This is a genomic window from Shewanella loihica PV-4 (assembly GCF_000016065.1).
Taxonomy (GTDB): Bacteria; Pseudomonadota; Gammaproteobacteria; order Enterobacterales; family Shewanellaceae; genus Shewanella; species Shewanella loihica.
Genome location: NC_009092.1, coordinates 412,379 through 430,131 on the forward strand (window position 1 = coordinate 412,379; position 17,753 = coordinate 430,131).

A 17,753-nucleotide genomic window follows, 5' to 3' on the forward strand; every position below is an offset into this window, starting at 1 on the left:
CCAATAGGGTTAGCAGCCCGAATCCACAATCTCGAAACTTGGGCCCTGGGTAGTACTCAGGGCCTGTGTGTATTTGAGGTAGCAGTTCTCGCTACTGGACTTCTTGCTTGGGTGCATGAAGCGGATGAAAGGCTCGGCCTTGTTATTGTGAAAGTACCAGTCGGCCGGGTCGTCGGCGTTGAACACGGCATCGGCAAAGCTGGCCTCGAGCAAGAGATCCCAGGCGTGGGCTGAGTCGGCAGCCGGGTAGCCATAGGCGAGCTCTACCTGATCGCCGTTGAGGCTTATGTTTGTGCTGGCCTGTGTCTGCAGGTTTTCCAGACTCGCCTTGGTAAACACCAGGGGCAGGGTGCCGCTCATCTCGCTCTTGAGTCCCTGTAGGGCGGCGATGCGGGCATCGGACTGGATATTGATGAAACGTGGCAGGGCAATGGTGGCCAGAATGCCGAGTATGATGACAGTGATGACTAGTTCAATCAGGGTAAATCCGTTACGTTTCATCTTGCTACCTGGGGTTGGCTTTGTGCCTATACTACACCCTGAGCAGGCATTTGATCCCTAAAATAGGTCCGAAAAGGTTGTTTTTAACGCATTTGTCATCGAAAAATGCCTTAATGGATTATTTGTTGCTCAGTTAGTGAAATTTAGGCTTTACATTTAAAGTCCATTTCCTTACTATTCTCGGCGTTCGGAGAGATGGCAGAGTGGTCGAATGCACCGGTCTTGAAAACCGGCACGGGTTTATAGCCCGTCTAGGGTTCAAATCCCTATCTCTCCGCCACATTAAGAAAAAGGGCTTCCAGAAATGGAAGCCCTTTTTCGTTCTAGCCCTTTTTCGTTCTAGCGCTAGCTAAGTTCTACCTAAGCGACTAAGCAGACATAAGCACTTTGAACCCAGGGTTCCTAATATTTAGGTCTGGATTCCTATCGATTCCATTTTGCTAGCCCACCGGCATCTGTGCCTAGGGGTTAATCCTAGTTCTCCTTTCCTTGCTTTAATTCCGTCTAACCCAACCTCAGTTGCATATACCCTGCATAATTATTCATCAAAGTGAATAGGCAAGTGGTCATTAATCGGGATAGAGGGGGCCGGTTTTACTGGGAGTTTGCGAGTAGATAAGTAGGCGCTAATAGGCTCATGGCTCACAAAATTGCCGGCTTTTGTGATCGGTTTTGGTGTTCTTAAGGTTTAAAAATTGTTAAATGTGGCGTTTTTATCGCTAATTTGAATAAATTTTAAACATCAGGCTGGATTCCCGCTTTCTTTTACCGAGCGCTTTTTGCTATGCTCCCGCGGCATAAAAATACAGTGTAAATTATTCGCATTTTTTCAATTGCTGTCGATCGCATTCCAATTTTGGACTGATCTATTGAAACCTACTCCTAGTCATTTTCTGGCCGACGCACAGCGTGACCTCGCCCGGCTGGCAATTAGTCATCAGAAACAGTTGGCCTATCTGTTAAGCCTGCTGTTGCTCTGCTATTGCCTCTCGGTAGTGATCTCCAGCTATTTAGATAGCCGTGAGCTGATGCAGCTGTTGTCAGACTGGCTGCTTTGGGAGTCCTTCGATCTCTCCATGATGGGGCCTGTGTTCATCAGCCCGCTGTTCATCTATCCATATCTCTGTCTCTGTTTCATCGCTTATCAGCTGTTTTGCCTCCTGGCTTCCCAAGGGCCAGGCTACCCACTGCTGACATGCGATCTTAAGAGCGTCGAACATGACGCTCACGGCTGTCGCGCCCCTCCAAGCCTAACACTCTGTTTATAAAATACTTTAAGTATCCTTAGCCGCTTAATTTTTGCAGCTTGAGCCCTATTTTGCGCTCTATGCTTGCCCCTTGCTGGCCCGGATACCCTTGCCAAGCCCATTTGGCAATCTCATAAACTAGGGTTAGAGGAATATTCCTTGTGTTAATTCGAAACTTTGCCAAAGCAAGCTGTGCCATGGCGGCGCTGATGTTGGCAGGCTGTGAAGGTGGCGTACTCGATCCAAAGGGACAGGTGGGGATCGATGAGAAGCAGTTGATCGTGATTGCCACCTTGTTGATGTTGATCGTGGTGATCCCTGTGATCGTCATGACCTTGTACTTCGCCTGGAAGTATCGCGACGGTCGCGATCATGAAATCTATGCACCTAAGTGGGCGCACTCTAAGACGATCGAATTGGTGGTCTGGTGCGTGCCTATCGTCATTGTCGGCATTCTGGGTGTGATCACCTGGCATTCGACCCATAAGCTGGACCCTTATCAACCGCTGGAGCATGAGGCCGAGCCGATCATCGTCGAGGTGGTGTCACTCAACTGGAAGTGGTTGTTTATCTATCCTGAGCAGGGCATCGCCTCGGTCAACGAGCTGGCGTTTCCTGCCAATGTGCCGGTGAACTTTAAGATAAGTTCCGACACGGCCATGAACTCCTTCTTCATTCCCCAGCTGGGTAGCCAGATCTACTCCATGGCGGGCATGACCACTAAGCTGCATCTGATCGCCAACGAGCCCGGTACCTACAAGGGGATCTCGGCCAACTACAGTGGCGCGGGCTTTACCGGCATGAAATTTAATGCCATCGCGACGCCTACCCGCGACGATTTCAACGCCTGGGTTGCCAAGGTGAAGCGCGAAGGCGCGGCGCTCGGCCAAGAAAGCTATCGCGAACTGGCGAAAGAGAGCAGCAATAATCCCGTGAGCTACTACGCCTCGGTCAGTGACGGCCTGTTTGAGCAGATCGTTATGCAGTACATGCATCAGCACCAGATGCCTGCCCAAGAGGGCATGGCGATGCCGGCCGCCACTTTACACGGGCAGTCACACGAGCAGGTGCATGCATCTGAGTCATCTAACACGACGGGAGGCGAACACTAATGTCGTCTTTTCTTGGAAAATTAACACTGGATGCGGTTCCCTTCCACGAACCCATCATCATGGTGACCCTGGCTGCGGTCGCCGTGATAGGCCTTGTTATCGCGGCCCTGATCACCAAGCATAAGAAATGGGGCCCTCTGTGGCGCGACTGGCTGACCTCAGTCGACCATAAACGCCTGGGGATCATGTATATCCTGCTGGCCTTCGTCATGCTGATCCGTGGCTTCTCCGATGCCATCATGATGCGAACTCAACAGGCCATGGCCACCAATGGCGCCGCCGGCTACCTGCCGCCCGAGCACTATGACCAGATCTTCACCGCCCATGGCGTCATCATGATCATCTTCATGGCGATGCCCTTCATGATAGGCCTGATGAACCTGGTGTTACCGTTACAGATAGGCGCGCGCGACGTTGCCTTTCCGTTTCTGAATAACCTCAGCTTCTGGTTGACCGCCTCCGGCGCCGTGCTGATCAACATCTCTCTGGGGGTGGGTGAGTTTGCCAAGACAGGTTGGGTGGCCTATCCGCCGCTGTCTGAGCTGGCCTATAGTCCCGGGGTTGGGGTCGATTACTATATCTGGGCGCTGCAGATCTCCGGCATAGGGACCACTCTCACCGGGGTCAACTTCCTGGTGACTGTGCTTAAGATGCGCGCGCCGGGCATGAAGTTGATGCAGATGCCGATCTTCACCTGGACCTGCACCTGGGCCAACATACTGATCGTCGCCTCATTCCCGATTCTGACGGCCGTGTTGGCCATGCTGACCCTGGACAGATACATGGATTTCCACTTCTTCACCAACGAAGGCGGTGGTAATGCCATGATGTATATCAATCTGTTCTGGGCCTGGGGACACCCTGAGGTGTATATCCTGATCCTGCCAGCCTTCGGTATCTTCTCCGAGGTGATCTCAACCTTTACCGCCAAGCGTCTGTTTGGTTACAAGTCTATGGTTTGGGCCAGCGGCGCCATCTCGATTCTGGGCTTCATCGTCTGGCTGCATCACTTCTTTACCATGGGCTCGAGTGCCAACGTCAACGCCTTCTTCGGGGTGATGACCATGGTGATTGCCGTGCCGACCGGGGTGAAGCTGTTTAACTGGCTGTTCACCATCTATCGTGGACGCCTGAAGCTGACGGTGCCCGTACTCTGGACCCTGGGCTTCATGGTGACCTTTACCATTGGCGGCATGACAGGCGTGTTGCTGGCGGTGCCTGGCGCCGACTATGTGCTACACAACAGCCTGTTTTTGATTGCGCATTTCCACAACACCATCATTGGCGGCGCCGTGTTTGGCTACCTGGCGGGCTTTGCCTTCTGGTTCCCTAAGGCGACCGGTTTCCACCTCAACGAACGTCTGGGTAAGGCGGCATTCTGGTGCTGGCAGGCGGGCTTCTATGTCGCCTTCATGCCGCTGTATGTGCTGGGCTTCCTCGGCATGACACGTCGTCTCAATCAGACTGATAACCCGGACTGGAACTTCTGGATCTATCTGGCGGCAGTTGGTGCCTGCATCATCTTCGTCGGCATAGTGCTGCAGTTTGTTCAGCTGTACGTGAGCATCCGCGATCGTGAGCAGAACCGTGACACCACCGGCGACCCATGGAATGGTCACACCCTTGAGTGGTCGACCGCCTCGCCACCTCAGTTCTATAACTTTGCCCGTCTGCCTAAGGTCGTGGATATCGACGCCTTCACCCATGCCAAGGAGCAGGGCCAGGCCTATCAGATGCAGGAGAGCTATCAGCCGATCCACATGCCGAAGAATACCGGCCATGGGGTTTGGATGGCCCTTGGGATCACCGCCGCCGGCTTTGCCGCCATCTGGCACATCCTCTGGCTGGCCATCGCAGGTTTCCTGGGCGCTTTCATCGTCTTCCTGATGCGAGCCTACGACACAGACACCGACTACTACGTGCAGGGCGATGAGGTTAAGCGTATCGAAACCGCGCACCTGAACAACTTATCTAAGGGGCAGATATGAGTATTGCTATCCCAGCTGACCTGAGTGTTACCCAGGTCGAGACCCTACATGAGGAGCACCATGATACCGGCGAGAACACCTTGCTGGGCTTCTGGATCTACCTGATGACCGACTGCATCCTGTTTGCCTCGGCTTTCGCCACCTATGCTGTGCTCTACATGAACACAGACGGCGGCGTGTCGGGCAAGGATGTCTTCGAGTTGGACTTCGTCCTGATTGAAACCGCGGCGCTGCTGCTCAGTAGTATCACCTATGGTCTGGCGCTGATCTTTGCCAAGCGTCATCACAAGGGGGCGACCCTGGCCTGGTTGGCGGTGACCTTCGCTTTAGGCTGTGTGTTCATCGGTATGGAGGTGAACGAGTTTCATCACCTGATCCTCGAGGGCAATGGCCCGCAGCGTAGTGCCTTCCTCTCCGCCTTCTTCGCCCTGGTGGGCATGCATGGTCTGCACGTGAGTGCCGGCCTGGTGTGGATGGCGATCATGATGCTTGAGGTGGTTAAGCGCGGCACGGGCGGACGCACCCTGACCCGCCTGAATTGCCTCAGCCTGTTTTGGCATTTCCTGGACATCGTCTGGATCTGCGTGTTCACCGTGGTTTATTTGATGGGGGTCTTATTATGAGCCAAGCCACTACCCATGGTCAGGACGATCTGGCCGCCAGCATCAAGTCCTATCTTACCGGCTTCCTGCTCTCTGTGGTGTTGACCGGCATTCCCTTCTGGGCGGTGATGACCCACAGCCTGGAGACCTCGACCACCCTGGCCATAGTGCTGGTGTTGGCCGTGGTGCAGATTCTGGTGCATCTTAAGTATTTCTTGCACCTGGATTTTTCCAAGGAAGGCAAGGTGAATACCCTGTCGTTTATGTTTACCGCCCTGGTGATTGTCATGGTGGTTGGCCTGTCGGTGTGGATCATCTACGCCGCCAACGACCTCATGATGTAGGAGAGGCAGCATGATTAGGCATTCGACCTCAACTCAGGTGGCCGCGCCCTTGGGGGCTTATCTTCAGGTGACCAAACCCGGGATTATCATGGGAAACCTCATCGCCGTGGTGGGCGGGTTTCTCCTGGCTGCCAGGGGGGAGGTCGATGCCGTCTTGATGCTGGCGACGCTGGTGGGGCTCTCTCTGGTGGTGGCCTCAGGCTGCGCCATCAACAACTATATCGACCGGGATATCGACGCCAAGATGCAGCGCACCTGCCGTAGGGCGACGGTGACCGGCGCTATCCCACTTAAGCAGGTACTTGGCTTAGGCATAGCCCTGGGCGTACTCGGCTTTGGCCTGCTGGCCTGGTTTACCAACCTGGCGGCCTTGCTGTTTGCCGCCTTCGGCTACCTGGTTTACGTGGGGCTCTACAGCCTCTACATGAAGCGCAACTCCGTCTATGGCACCCTGGTCGGCAGCCTCTCGGGCGCCGTGCCGCCCGTGGTGGGTTACTGCGCCGTGACCGGCAGGATGGATGGCGCTGCGCTGATCCTGCTGGCCATGTTCAGCCTGTGGCAGATGCCGCACTCCTATGCCATCGCCATCTTTCGCTTTAAGGACTATGAGGCGGCCAATATTCCTGTGCTGCCTGTGGCCCAAGGCGTAGAAAAGGCCAAGCTGCATATCGTCTTCTACATTGCCCTGTTCGCCCTGGTATCGACCCTGCTACCCCTGGCGGGTTATACCGGGGTGGGCTTTATGGCGGTGAGTTGCGTGACCAGCTTCTGGTGGCTACTGATGGCGCTAAAAGGCTATCGCAGCGATGTGAACCTGCTGCGTTGGTCACGCCAGGTGTTCGGTTTCTCGATACTGACCATAGCCATCCTGAGCCTCACCATGGCGCTGGACTTTCAGGTGGCCGGCCAGGCGCCGCTGCTGGCCATGTTGGGCTAGAAGTTGTACTAGCAGTCGCGCTATCTGCAGCGTTAGTCGTGCTTTAAGAAGAAAGCAAAAGGCGATCCATCTGGGTCGCCTTTTTTATTGCCTGGCATCTTGTAAGGCTCTGTTTCACCGACAGCTATTTCAGTGAAAAATAGATCTTTGTTACCAGCTCATGCTCCGCCACTTCGGGGAAGAAGTTGTGGTACTCGAAGTAGAGAGGAAAGTCCCTCAGCTCCTCGCCGCTCTGGGGCAGCCAGTCGCGGTAGAACTGATAGATCTTATCGTCCATCTGATCGTGCGGTCCAAGATGGCGGATCACGGCGCAGCGACCGCCGGGGATCGTCTTGGTGATCACTCCAAAGTCGTTGGCCTTGACCTCGGCCGTTACCGAGCCACAGATGTCGAAACGAAATGCCTCGGGCGCTACCGTGTTAGGGTCGTTAAAGGGTACGCCCAGGGTCAGGCTGCTGGCCACAGGGGATTCGCCGCTCTGCTTACGCCAGTTGATAAATTGTTGAATCGAGTCGTTCAGTGCGGCCGGGCTGCCTTGGTGTTCCAGCACGGCGACCTTGATATCGTCTCTTTGCGTGAGTTTGATCTGCACAGTTTCTCTCCTTGTATAGTTCACCTTGGCATATTGTTGACTCCATTGCTCCCACTTAGGCGTTAACCTGAACTGGGTCGGGGTCTGGGCAAATACCTGCTTAAAGGCTCGCGAGAAGGATTCGCCGTTCTCAAACCCGGCATCGAGGGCGATGTCGGTGATCTTGAGTTCGGGATGAAACACCAATCGGTATGAGGCCCGCTTCAGCCTGAGCAGGCTGATGTATTTACCTAAGGTTATACCGGTATACACCTGAAACTGGCGATGAAAATGATACTTGGAGAAGTGCGCCTTCTGGCTCAGTTGTTCCAGCGTCAGGGGCTGCTCCAGATGTTTCGCGATATAGTCACAAACCGTCTGGATTCGTTGACTATAGGCCTGGTGCGCTGCTCGGTTCATATGCATCCCTTTTCAAGTGAGCGGCCATTGTGCGACGAGAGGGCTTGCTTTGCCTGACTCATATTGCTCAATGGCGTTGGCCGAGCATTTGTGCTTAAAAGCCCCTGCGTTTCCAAAAGTTCGCCACCTGACTCTCCTCATCGTTAAGATGCACATGAAAGGTCTTCTCGGCAACCACCTTGTCACCCAGGGATAGTGTCATGCGCCACCTGCCCACCTTGTCATGCTCGGGGGCCCAGATGGTGTCACCCAGATAGAACTTCCAGTCGTTGGACTCGACAAACAGCTCACCCTCGAAGGGCGGGCGAACATTGCCCTGCTGGTCTGGAATATGGGGATGATAGATGCAGTAGCTCAACCTTTGATTCTTGGCCTTGCGGATACGAGCGATGAAGCCAAATTCTATGTCTATCTCTGCCGGCACATGGACCGTGGCCTTGAGAAACTTGGGCAGATCCGGGCTCTCTTCATCCCAACGGCTGAAGAGTCCGGCCTGTAGTATGGTGACATCGGCTTTGAGCTTAGACAAAAGGGGCGCGTGATTTAGGCGTTAGGTGTGATACTTCACGGCCATATCGATCAGCGGCTCGCGGCTGGCCTTGGCGGCGCGTAGTCTGGCCAGATAGTTCTCCCACAGATCTACCTGATTGCTGGCCAGATCATAGAGCACCTTCCAAGAGTAGAGGCCTGTGTCGTGGCCGTCGTCGAACACCAGCTTGACTGCATAGTTGCCTACAGGGGTGATGGCGTTGATATTGACGTTCTTCTTGTGGGTGACCAGCACGGGATTGCCGTGACCATGGACCTCGGCCGAGGGGGAGTAGACCCTTAGGAGTTCGCAGCTCAAGGTAAATTGCTGACCGTTGTCGAAACTTATCTCCAGCTGGCGCGACTTGCGTTTGAGTTTGAGCCCTGTGACCTTGGGCGTATCGCTTTGGGGGGTCATATGCTTCGCCTATTCATGGGAGGGTATCCCTGGTTAAAAAAGAGGGCCCGCAGGGGAACTGACGGGCCCTTTAAGTTTACAGGATGAAGCGGCTGAGATCTTCGTCCTGTACCAAGTTCTCCAGGTGAGCGTTAACATAGTCGGCATCGATCACAGTCGTGCTGCCTGACTTGTCCGAGGCCTCGAAGGAGAGATCTTCCATCAGGCGCTCCATCACGGTATGCAGGCGGCGGGCACCGATATTTTCGGTGCGCTCGTTGACCTGCCAGGCAGCCTGAGCGATGCGCTCGATACCCGACTCGCTAAACTCGACCTTAACGCCTTCGGTGGCCATCAATGCCACATACTGCTCGGTGAGCGAGGCATGGGGCTCGGTGAGAATGCGCTTAAAGTCGTTGGCAGACAGGGCTTCCAGCTCGACGCGGATCGGTAGACGGCCCTGCAGCTCGGGGATGAGATCCGATGGCTTAGACATCTGGAACGCGCCCGAGGCGATAAACAGGATATGGTCTGTCTTGACCATGCCGTGCTTGGTGTTGACCGTGCAGCCTTCCACCAGAGGCAGTAAGTCGCGTTGAACCCCTTCGCGAGAGACGTCTGGCCCCGAGGTGTCGCCACGCTTACAGATCTTGTCGATCTCATCTAGGAAGACGATGCCGTGTTGCTCGACCAGTTCGATCGCCTGCTCTTTAAGATCGTCAGGATTCACCAGCTTGGCGGCTTCCTCTTCGATCAATAGCTTATAGGCTTCCTTGATGGTCATCTTACGACGCTTGCTGGCGCCAGGGCCCATGTTTTGGAACATGCTCTGCAGCTGGCTGGTCATCTCTTCCATGCCGGGTGGCGACATGATCTCTATGCCCACCTGAGGCGCGGCGATATCGATCTCGATCTCTTTGTCGTCCAGCTGGCCTTCGCGTAGCTTCTTGCGAAACACCTGACGGGTGCCGGTGTCATCTTTCTTCTCAGTGTCCCAGTCTTCCTTGGGTTTAGGTAGTAGGGCATCGAGAATACGCTCTTCGGCCGCTTCTTCGGCTCTGAACTTACACTTGGCCATCTGCTCTTCGCGGGTCAGCTTGACGGCGGCGTCGGTGAGGTCACGGATGATCTGCTCGACCTCCTTACCCACGTAACCGACTTCGGTAAACTTAGTGGCTTCGACCTTGATGAAAGGCGCCTTGGCCAGCTTGGCCAGACGGCGGGCGATCTCTGTCTTACCTACACCCGTAGGGCCTATCATCAGAATGTTTTTTGGGGTGACTTCTTGGCGCAGCGCGGCATCTAGCTGCATACGACGCCAGCGGTTACGCAGGGCGATAGCGACCGAACGCTTGGCGTTTTGCTGGCCTATGATGTGGCTGTCCAGCTCGTGAACAATCTCGCGTGGAGTCATCTCAGACATAAGTATCCCTTAATGCTTGGGTGCATACGTTTGGTAACAGTGAGCGGGCTCAGTGTTAGTAATTCAGTTCTTCTATCGTCTTGAATTGGTTGGTGAATACACAGATGTCACCGGCAATGGTCAAAGACTTTTCGGCGATCTCCTTGGCGCTGAGATCGGTATTTTCCAGCAGTGCCGTGGCCGCGGCCTGGGCAAAGTTGCCGCCTGAGCCTATGGCGATCAGGTCGTTTTCTGGCTGCACCACATCGCCGTTACCTGTGATGATCAGGCTGCACTCGGTATCGGCTACCGCCAAGAGTGCCTCGAGCTTGCGCAGCACCCTGTCTGAGCGCCAATCTTTGGCCATCTCGACCGCGGCGCGCATCAGATGGCCCTGGTGCATCTCTAACTTAGATTCGAAGCGTTCGAATAGGGTAAAAGCATCGGCGGTGCCGCCGGCAAAGCCCGCGAGGACCTTGTTGTGATACAGGCGTCGAACCTTTCTGGCGTTTCCTTTCATCACTGTATTTCCCAGTGATACCTGGCCGTCTCCGGCAATGACAACCTGATTGTTGCGACGTACTGAAACGATTGTGGTCACGGTATTTCCTCTTCTCAAGCCGACGAGTAGGAAACTCATCGGTGGACAATAGCTTAGATATGGGGGTGGCATTTTGTTTTTCAAGGGAGATCAACCATAGGTTTACCCACGCCAGAGGAGAAAAGCCGAGTTTTGTGCCTCTGCGACCTAAAAGCCGTTTATTTTTATCGCCTTACTCATTCAAGTATGACGTCGGGGCTAATACTAAAGAGGGGGCCTGTCTGGGCAAAACTAGCCGCTTGGTGGTGGGCTTTCATACCTTAGCCGGATGAAGGGGGAGAGGCTTGTCCGCATACTTTTGCCTGCCAGCACAGGCTGGCGCTTGTTTCTAAGCCGCTTGTTTCAAACATGGGGATGAAAGGAAAACGGTTCGCGGTGTAGGGGTCGACAGGCCGGAGGTTGCACGGTGACGCTTGTCGGGATCTTCGCAGGATGCGCCAACATCGAGTGATGGGCGAAGAAGATTCGGCATCTGGTAATCGCAGTTTCATGTTACTGCTGAGACTTGCACAGGATTGCACCACCTAGGTGGTGTGCACAGGGGTTGCCTCAGGCGAGCGCCCCGACAGATAAATTTAGTAAAGGATATTACTCATGACAAAGCTACTTCCACTGGCCGCCGCCATTGCGATGACAATAGGTACCGCCCACGCTGCCGACAGCACGGCGACCACTTCACAAAATGGTTCGGGTAACATTGCCTCGACGGTGCAGACTGGTACTAATCATACTGCGACTATCAATACCGCCCTGGGTTTCGACAGCTCGGCGACTATCGACCAAGCCGGTGACGCGCAAACGGCCACCATCAACCAGATCGGCGGCGTCGCGAACTCTAGCGCCATGGTGACTCAGTCTGTGTCGTCAAATAACGCTACCGTTAACCAGGAGCACATGGACAACACCCATGCGACGGTTACCCAGGCCGGTGAGAGCAACAACGCCGATGTGAATCAGCTGCATGTTAACGACTCACAGGCGATCGTTGTGCAACAGGGTAACACCAACAACGCCAACATCAGACAGTATGGTTTCGGCATCCATAACCCAGCCGGTTCAACCATATTGCAGACTGGCAACAACAACAGCGCTAATACAGATCAAGATACCTCTACCGACGCCCTGTCGACCGTAGTACAGACCGGCGCCGAGAACATCGCCAACGTTAACCAGATGAACAACGCCGAACGTTCGGTTGTTGCGATTAATCAGATCACTAACAGCTCTGTGGCAACGGCGACTCAGGATGGCTCTGCCGACTCGAGCATCACCATCAACCAGATCAACGGCTCTATCGGCACCGCCGATGTGACCCAAAGCAACGGCAGCGAAAACCTGGCGAGCGTGACTCAGGATGATAACAGCCTGAATGCCACGGCGAGCGTGTCGCAAACTGGCAGCTTCAACCAGGTGAATACACTGCAACAGCATGCCATCAACACCAGCCTGAGCGTGATGCAAAACGGTGAGTCTAACATCGCCTCAGTTAATCAAGAGCATGTGAACGACAGCGTCGCGACCGTAAATGTGACCGGTGACACCAACACCACCACAGTGCGTCAGTATGGCTTCGGTTACCATGAACCAGCGTCGGCGACCGTAACGACTGTGGGTAACTTCAACAACGTGAACATCAATCAGGATACTTCGTTCATGGCTGAGGCCAGCGTAAACCAGGTGGGTAACGGTAACATCGCCCTGGTGAGCCAGCTTAATGAGTCTGATAATTCCAAGGTGTTCATCGACCAGATCGATGCCAGCGAAAACGGTAATGTTGTCGTGGCGCAGGATCAGGCTGCCGACTCTACGGCGACTGTGATGCAGTCAGGTGTTAATGGTTCGGCGGTATTTGTGGCCCAGGGTCCAGGTAGCCAGCTGAATGCCAACGTGAACCAAACTGCTAGCGTGGGCGGTATCGTAAATATCAATCAAGATGGCCTAGATCAAGGCGCCATGGTGAGCCAGAGCGGCACAGACAACATGGCCGACATCGACCAGACTGCCTCGCTGAACCGCGTGACTGTTGCTCAGATGGGCGATTTCGGTGCAGCCGATATCGACCAGACAGGCAACAACAACGAAGGTTGGCTTAACCAGACCGGCGGCGAATACAATGACGCCGTGCTGCTGCAACAGGGCGATGACAACTACGCCATGATCGAGCAATCTGGCCTGGGTCTTGATGGCGCACACAACCTGGCGACCATCAACCAGCTGGGCATGAACGATAGCGCTTCTATCATGCAGGCCGGTGGTTTCGGTAATACGGCGACCATCACGCAGAACTAAGCGATTAACGCAGACAACAAAAAGCCAGCATCAAGCTGGCTTTTTTATTGCCTCAAGCATAAAAAAAACGGGTCAGGGCCCGTCTTTAGTCTGCTAAGGCTAGCTGCCTTCCCAGAACCAGATCTGACAGCCGTTGAGGCCGCCACGCTGTAGTATGTGGCGATGTTTCTCGGCAAGGCGTTTACGCTCGTAAGGGCCTAGCACCACCTTATACCAGGTGCCGTTGCTGCCGCTGACCTTACGCACCTGCGCCTCTAGCCCCTGGAAGGCGATCACCGCCTTCATCTCATTGGCCTGAGATTCCTGTCTGAAGGAGCCGCATTGCATCTGGTAGGGGCGAGTCGGCGTGGTGTTTTCCGGAATATCCACCTCGACCTGCTTATTCTCCAGCTCCTCTTGGTAGGTCCACTCTTCCTTTGGCTTAGGCGGTAGCGCATTGGGGTCCTTCTTGACCACCTTAGGCTTCGCCGCTTGCACCTCGGGTTGAGTCTCTACCTTGTCGGCGCTGTCGTTGATGCTCCAGAGGAAGTAGCCGAAACCGCCCACTAACCCCAGGGTCACCAGAGAGAGCACGAAGGGGAAGCGTCTCGGCGCTGGTGCCGGCTGACGTCGGCCACCCGTGCTCTTCTTACGTCCTTTCGAGGCAGGTCTTCTGTTGGCGTAATCGCGATTGCTCATCCTGGCGCCCTATACTACATGCGTTCTAAGGTTTCGATACCCAGTAGATCAAGACCCTGCTTCAGCGTCTTAGCGGTCAGCTGTGCTAGCAATAGACGGCTCTTCTTCTCATCTTCTGAGTCGGCCGCCAGCACTGGGCAGGCCTCGTAGAAGCTTGAGAAGGCGCCAGCCAGTTCAAACAGGTAGCCACACAGGGCGTGAGGCTGACCCTTGGCCACCATGCGGCCTAGCACCTCGGCAAACTGGGCCAGCTTGTTGCCCAGCTCTTTCTCTTTGTCGTGCTCCAGCTTGATGCTGGCGCCCGTGAGGTCGATTTCGGCCGCACGCTTGAAGATGCCTGCAACACGCGTGTAGGCGTAGAGCAGGTAAGGCGCCGTGTTGCCCTCGAAGCTCAGCATCTGCTCGAAGCTGAAGATGTAGTCACTGGCGCGGTTCTTCGACAGGTCGGCATATTTCACCGAGGCGATACCCACCACTTTGGCGATCTTGGCCAGCTCCTCTTCATCCATATCTGGATTCTTGCTGCGTACCAGTTCCAGCGCACGGGTCTCGGCCTCGCTCAGCAGATCAACCAGCTTCACCACGCCACCAGAGCGGGTCTTGAATGGGCGACCATCTTCGCCGTTCATGGTGCCAAAGCCCATGTGTTCCAGACTCAGCTCTGGACGGACGAAGTTAGCGGTGCGGGCCAGGCTGAATACCTGCTGGAAGTGCAGGGCCTGACGCAGGTCGACGAAGTACAGGGCGCGGTCGGCCTTGAGTACGTTTGAGCGATAGCGCATCGCCGCCAGATCGCTGGTGGCATACAGGAAGCCGCCGTCGGCCTTCTGGATGATCACAGGCAGTGGTTCACCCTCTTTGGTTTGGAACTCATCCTGGAAGACCACCTTGGCGCCGTTACTTTCTGACAATAGGCCCTGGGCATCCAGATCCCGTACCACCTGCTCGAGGTCATCGTTGTAGGCGCTCTCGCCGCGCACGTCGGCGCGGGTCAGGCTCACGCCCAGACGCTCATAAACCTCGTGGCAATGGCTCAGTGAGATATCGTTAAATTCACGCCATAGCTTGTTGCAGTACTCGTCGCCCGATTGCAGCTCAACCACGAGCTGGCGAGCGCGGGTAGCAAACTCTTCCGACTCGTCGAAACGTACCTTTGCGGCGCGGTAGAAGCTCTCGAGATCCGCCAGTTCAACCTGGGCTTGCTCGCCTTGCTGGGCGCGTAGCTCTTCCATGTAGGCCAGCAGCATGCCGAACTGGGTGCCCCAGTCGCCGACGTGGTTCTGGCGGATCACCTTGTGACCCTGGAACTCCAGCGCGCGTACCACGGCGTCACCGATAATGGTTGAACGTAGGTGGCCTACGTGCATCTCTTTGGCCAGGTTTGGCGAAGAGTAGTCGACCACCACTGTCTGCGGCGTTGGCAGGGTTACACCCAGGTGATCGTCGCTCAGGGCGGCCATCAGCTGGTTGGTCAGGGCGTTCTCATCGATAAAGAAGTTGATGAAACCTGGGCCGGCGATCTCAACTTTAGCCACCTGGCTGTTTTGTGGCAGGCTATCGATTATCAGCTGTGCGACCTCACGAGGATTCTTGCGAGCCACCTTGGTCAGCATCATGGCTAGGTTGGTGGCAAAATCACCGTGGGTTTTGTCTTTGGTTCGGTCAACCTGAATACGAGCCTCAAAATCGGCAGGGATGATCGCCTGCTGTTTTAGGGTTTGAATGGCTTGTTCGAGCAAAGATTGAATATGTGATTTCATTGGCGTTTAATCGACAGTTGCTAAATAAAAAGATTCGGGGATAACCGCGTATTTTAGCCGCTTGTGGTGGCCAATTGCTATCCTCTGGCGGGATTTTTATGAGCTATTTTTGCATTTTTTGATCACAGGAGATCCTGCGGGTCGCGATCTAGGCTCCAGCGGCATCGCTTGGCCAGGGGCAGGGCTTCGATCTGCGGCAATGCCTGCTCGAAGGCCTGCTGCAACAGCCCGCGGGTCTTGGTCTGGAACATCAGCTGACGGCGGAACTTGCCGGCCTTTCTGTCCATGGGGGCGGGCATGGGACCGATGATCTCGCACTGCTCGTCTTGCGGCAGTAACTGGGCAACCTGGGCGAGGAAGGCGTCGGCATCTTCGGCCTTGTGGGCCTCGGCACGCAACAGCAACATGTGCCAGGCCGGCGGCAACAGGGCCTGTTTACGCTCCTCTAGCTGGCCGCGGGCGAACTCGCCATACCCCTTGTGCATCAACTCTCTCAGTATGGGGTTGTCACATTGGTGGGTCTGCAGCAGCACAGTGCCCGGCTTGCGCGCTCGTCCGGCGCGGCCCGATACCTGAGTATAGAGCTGGCCGAAACGCTCGGGGGCGCGAAAGTCGGCGCTGAACAGGGCGCCATCCACATCTAACAGGCCGACCAAGGTGACGTCGGGGAAATGGTGGCCCTTGGCGAGCATCTGGGTGCCGACCAAGATCTTATATTCCCCCTTATGGATGGCGTTAAGGTGGGTTTCCAGCGCCCCTTTGCGGCTGGTGGTGTCGCGGTCGATCCGCACCACAGGGTAGTTGGGAAACTCCTTAGCCAGAGCGTCGGCCAGCTGCTCTGTGCCCACCCCTTGGCCCATCAACATGGTGCTGCCGCACTGGTGGCACTGCCGGGGGATGGCGTACTGATTGCCGCAGTGGTGGCAACGGATCTCGCCTAGGGACTGATGCACAGTGAAGAAGGCGTCGCAGCGATCGCACTCGTGCAGGTGGCCGCACTCGTGACACAGCAGCGCCGGGGCGAAGCCGCGACGGTTGAGAAACAGCAGCACCTGATTGCCCGCATCCAGATGGATTCGCATCTCGTTGAGCAGGCCATGGGAGAGACCATTCTTGAGCGGCTGATTGCGGATGTCGATGATCCCCTGGCGCACCTTCTCGGCGGCGCCGGCGCGGCTTCCCAGGCTCAGGTGTTGGTAGCGCCCGGAGAGGGCATTCTGCAGCGTCTCCAAGGAGGGGGTGGCGCTGCCAAGGAGCACGGGAATCGATTCCAGATGGCCGCGCATCACGGCTAAGTCCCGGGCGTGATAGCCGATCCCCTCTTGCTGTTTGAAGCTGGCGTCGTGCTCCTCATCCAGGATGATGATGCCGGGATAGCGCATGGGGGTGAACAGCGCCGAGCGGGTACCGATGATGATGGCGGCCTCGCCACTTCTGGCCAGGCGCCAGGCGCTCAGGCGTTGATTGTCGGTGAGCCCAGAGTGGATCACCGCCACCTGCACCTTGAAGCGACGCTTGAAGCGGCTGATGGTCTGGGGTGTCAGGCCGATCTCGGGCACCAAGATCAGCGCCTGTTTGCCCTGCTTAAGTACCGTTTCCAGCAGCGCCAGATAGACCTCTGTCTTGCCCGAACCTGTGATCCCCTCGAGTAGGGTACAGTGGTAGCCCTGCTGTTGGTTGAGCATGGCGACGGCGATGGCCTGTTCGGGATTGAGCTGATGGGGCGTCTCATCGAGTTCGAGCCCGTCGCGCCAGCTGAGATTTGATTCGATACGCCGCTCGATACACTCTATCCAGCCCCGTTCAACAAGAGCCTTTAGCGCCGTCTTGCTCTGCTCCAGGGCATTGAGTTCATCCTGGCTGAGCTCTGTTTCTAACAGGGCAAGCAGCAGCTTGCGCTGGGCGGGTGCACGCTTTAGCAGATCGATATCCGCTTCCTGTCCGGCAGCGGTCACGCGCCAGACCTGTAGCTGCTGCGCCTCTACCTCGGCACCCTTACGCAGGGCGACGGGGAGGGCCTGAGACAACATCTGCCCTAGGCTGCAAAAATAGTAGCGGGCGGCCCATTGGGTCAGCTTGTACAGCGAGGGGGGTAATACCCCTTCATGGTCTAGGAAGGTGATAACCGACTTGATCTGATTCGGCGCCAAGTCGCAGCTCTGGCTTAGGCCTGTCACTAGGCCGATCAGCTGCTGGCGACCGAAGGGTACCCTGACCCTGACGCCTACCTGAGCCTTGTCGAGATCGGCCTCTTTGACGCGATAGCTAAAGGCTTGGCGCATGGGGACGGGGAGGGCGACTTCGACAAACAGGGACATAGATTCGGCTGGCAGCAATAATAGTAGAACAAGTGTAACCAGACAGCCTGACGAGGGC

The 17,753-nt window shown here is 55.8% G+C and carries 16 protein-coding genes and 1 tRNA gene; 8 read left to right on the plus strand and 9 right to left on the minus strand.

The genetic code is table 11. From position 1 onward, the window contains the following. Positions 1-9 precede the first annotated feature (9 nt). Positions 10-501, minus strand: coding sequence for a type IV pilin protein (locus SHEW_RS21015; protein WP_011864170.1), 492 nt, complete (start codon positions 499-501; stop codon positions 10-12). Positions 502-690: 189 nt separating this feature from the next. Here SHEW_RS21015 and SHEW_RS01890 point away from each other — a divergent pair. The 7 genes from SHEW_RS01890 (at position 691) to cyoE (ending at position 6,731) form a co-directional block, all read left to right on the plus strand. Further along, a tRNA-Ser gene (locus SHEW_RS01890) sits at positions 691-781 on the plus strand. 589 nt (positions 782-1,370) lie between these two features. After that, positions 1,371-1,769 carry a hypothetical protein gene (locus SHEW_RS01895; protein WP_041406303.1) on the plus strand — a complete coding sequence of 133 codons (399 nt, stop codon included), beginning with the start codon at positions 1,371-1,373 and terminating at the stop codon, positions 1,767-1,769. 140 nt (positions 1,770-1,909) lie between these two features. Further along, positions 1,910-2,860, plus strand: coding sequence for a ubiquinol oxidase subunit II (gene cyoA, locus SHEW_RS01900; RefSeq protein ID WP_011864172.1), 951 nt, complete (start codon positions 1,910-1,912; stop codon positions 2,858-2,860). After that, positions 2,860-4,848 carry a cytochrome o ubiquinol oxidase subunit I gene (cyoB, locus tag SHEW_RS01905; RefSeq protein WP_011864173.1) on the plus strand — a complete coding sequence of 663 codons (1,989 nt, stop codon included), beginning with the start codon at positions 2,860-2,862 and terminating at the stop codon, positions 4,846-4,848. Before cyoA ends, cyoB begins: the two co-directional genes overlap by 1 nt. Continuing rightward, positions 4,845-5,471, plus strand: a complete 627-nt coding sequence (gene cyoC / locus SHEW_RS01910) for a cytochrome o ubiquinol oxidase subunit III (RefSeq protein WP_011864174.1) — start codon at positions 4,845-4,847, stop codon at positions 5,469-5,471. The genes cyoB and cyoC overlap by 4 nt, the downstream gene beginning before the upstream one ends. Beyond that, entirely contained in the window at positions 5,468-5,794 is a 327-nt protein-coding gene (cyoD, locus tag SHEW_RS01915; protein ID WP_011864175.1) for a cytochrome o ubiquinol oxidase subunit IV, read from the plus strand. The genes cyoC and cyoD overlap by 4 nt, the downstream gene beginning before the upstream one ends. 10 nt (positions 5,795-5,804) lie before the next feature. Then, a complete protein-coding gene (gene cyoE / locus SHEW_RS01920; RefSeq protein ID WP_011864176.1) occupies positions 5,805-6,731 on the plus strand; it encodes a heme o synthase in 927 nt (308 codons plus the stop codon). A gap of 124 nt (positions 6,732-6,855) precedes the next feature. Here cyoE and SHEW_RS01925 read toward each other — a convergent pair whose 3' ends face one another. From SHEW_RS01925 to hslV, 5 genes are all read right to left on the minus strand, one after another. After that, positions 6,856-7,722: an AraC family transcriptional regulator gene (locus SHEW_RS01925; protein WP_011864177.1), complete on the minus strand. Its 867-nt coding sequence runs from the start codon at positions 7,720-7,722 to the stop codon at positions 6,856-6,858. A 94-nt stretch (positions 7,723-7,816) separates the two neighbouring features. Continuing rightward, entirely contained in the window at positions 7,817-8,251 is a 435-nt protein-coding gene (locus tag SHEW_RS01930) for a DUF3859 domain-containing protein (RefSeq protein WP_011864178.1), read from the minus strand. A gap of 21 nt (positions 8,252-8,272) precedes the next feature. Further along, a complete protein-coding gene (locus tag SHEW_RS01935) occupies positions 8,273-8,668 on the minus strand; it encodes a gamma-butyrobetaine hydroxylase family protein (protein ID WP_011864179.1) in 396 nt (131 codons plus the stop codon). Between the two features lie 76 nt (positions 8,669-8,744). Beyond that, positions 8,745-10,070 carry an ATP-dependent protease ATPase subunit HslU gene (gene hslU / locus SHEW_RS01940; protein WP_011864180.1) on the minus strand — a complete coding sequence of 442 codons (1,326 nt, stop codon included), beginning with the start codon at positions 10,068-10,070 and terminating at the stop codon, positions 8,745-8,747. Positions 10,071-10,125: 55 nt separating this feature from the next. After that, positions 10,126-10,650: an ATP-dependent protease subunit HslV gene (gene hslV / locus SHEW_RS01945; protein WP_011864181.1), complete on the minus strand. Its 525-nt coding sequence runs from the start codon at positions 10,648-10,650 to the stop codon at positions 10,126-10,128. 594 nt (positions 10,651-11,244) lie between these two features. On the opposite strand from hslV, the gene SHEW_RS01950 reads away from it, so the two are divergent. After that, on the plus strand, positions 11,245-12,939 hold the full coding sequence (locus SHEW_RS01950) for a beta strand repeat-containing protein (RefSeq protein ID WP_011864182.1): 1,695 nt from the start codon (positions 11,245-11,247) through the stop codon (positions 12,937-12,939). A 99-nt stretch (positions 12,940-13,038) separates the two neighbouring features. On the opposite strand, the gene SHEW_RS01955 is transcribed toward SHEW_RS01950, so the two are convergent. The 3 genes from SHEW_RS01955 to priA all read right to left on the minus strand — a co-directional run bounded on the left by SHEW_RS01955 (position 13,039) and on the right by priA (position 17,695). Next, positions 13,039-13,617 (minus strand): SPOR domain-containing protein, encoded by a 579-nt coding sequence (locus SHEW_RS01955; RefSeq protein WP_011864183.1) that lies wholly within the window; start codon positions 13,615-13,617, stop codon positions 13,039-13,041. Positions 13,618-13,631: 14 nt separating this feature from the next. Next, positions 13,632-15,377, minus strand: a complete 1,746-nt coding sequence (gene argS, locus SHEW_RS01960) for an arginine--tRNA ligase (protein WP_011864184.1) — start codon at positions 15,375-15,377, stop codon at positions 13,632-13,634. A 122-nt stretch (positions 15,378-15,499) separates the two neighbouring features. Continuing rightward, positions 15,500-17,695 carry a primosomal protein N' gene (priA, locus tag SHEW_RS01965; RefSeq protein WP_011864185.1) on the minus strand — a complete coding sequence of 732 codons (2,196 nt, stop codon included), beginning with the start codon at positions 17,693-17,695 and terminating at the stop codon, positions 15,500-15,502. Positions 17,696-17,753 lie beyond the last annotated feature (58 nt).

Excerpts from the sequence above, each read along its gene's own strand:
- SHEW_RS21015 (WP_011864170.1), bottom strand. The coding sequence starts at position 501 with ATGAAACGTAACGGATTTACCCTGATTGAACTAGTCATCACTGTCATC.
- cyoB (WP_011864173.1), top strand. The coding sequence starts at position 2,860 with ATGTCGTCTTTTCTTGGAAAATTAACACTGGATGCGGTTCCCTTCCAC.
- cyoC (WP_011864174.1), top strand. The coding sequence starts at position 4,845 with ATGAGTATTGCTATCCCAGCTGACCTGAGTGTTACCCAGGTCGAGACC.
- cyoD (WP_011864175.1), top strand. The coding sequence starts at position 5,468 with ATGAGCCAAGCCACTACCCATGGTCAGGACGATCTGGCCGCCAGCATC.
- cyoE (WP_011864176.1), top strand. The coding sequence starts at position 5,805 with ATGATTAGGCATTCGACCTCAACTCAGGTGGCCGCGCCCTTGGGGGCT.
- SHEW_RS01925 (WP_011864177.1), bottom strand. The coding sequence starts at position 7,722 with ATGAACCGAGCAGCGCACCAGGCCTATAGTCAACGAATCCAGACGGTT.
- SHEW_RS01935 (WP_011864179.1), bottom strand. The coding sequence starts at position 8,668 with ATGACCCCCCAAAGCGATACGCCCAAGGTCACAGGGCTCAAACTCAAA.
- hslU (WP_011864180.1), bottom strand. The coding sequence starts at position 10,070 with ATGTCTGAGATGACTCCACGCGAGATTGTTCACGAGCTGGACAGCCAC.
- SHEW_RS01950 (WP_011864182.1), top strand. The coding sequence starts at position 11,245 with ATGACAAAGCTACTTCCACTGGCCGCCGCCATTGCGATGACAATAGGT.
- SHEW_RS01955 (WP_011864183.1), bottom strand. The coding sequence starts at position 13,617 with ATGAGCAATCGCGATTACGCCAACAGAAGACCTGCCTCGAAAGGACGT.
- argS (WP_011864184.1), bottom strand. The coding sequence starts at position 15,377 with ATGAAATCACATATTCAATCTTTGCTCGAACAAGCCATTCAAACCCTA.
- priA (WP_011864185.1), bottom strand. The coding sequence starts at position 17,695 with ATGTCCCTGTTTGTCGAAGTCGCCCTCCCCGTCCCCATGCGCCAAGCC.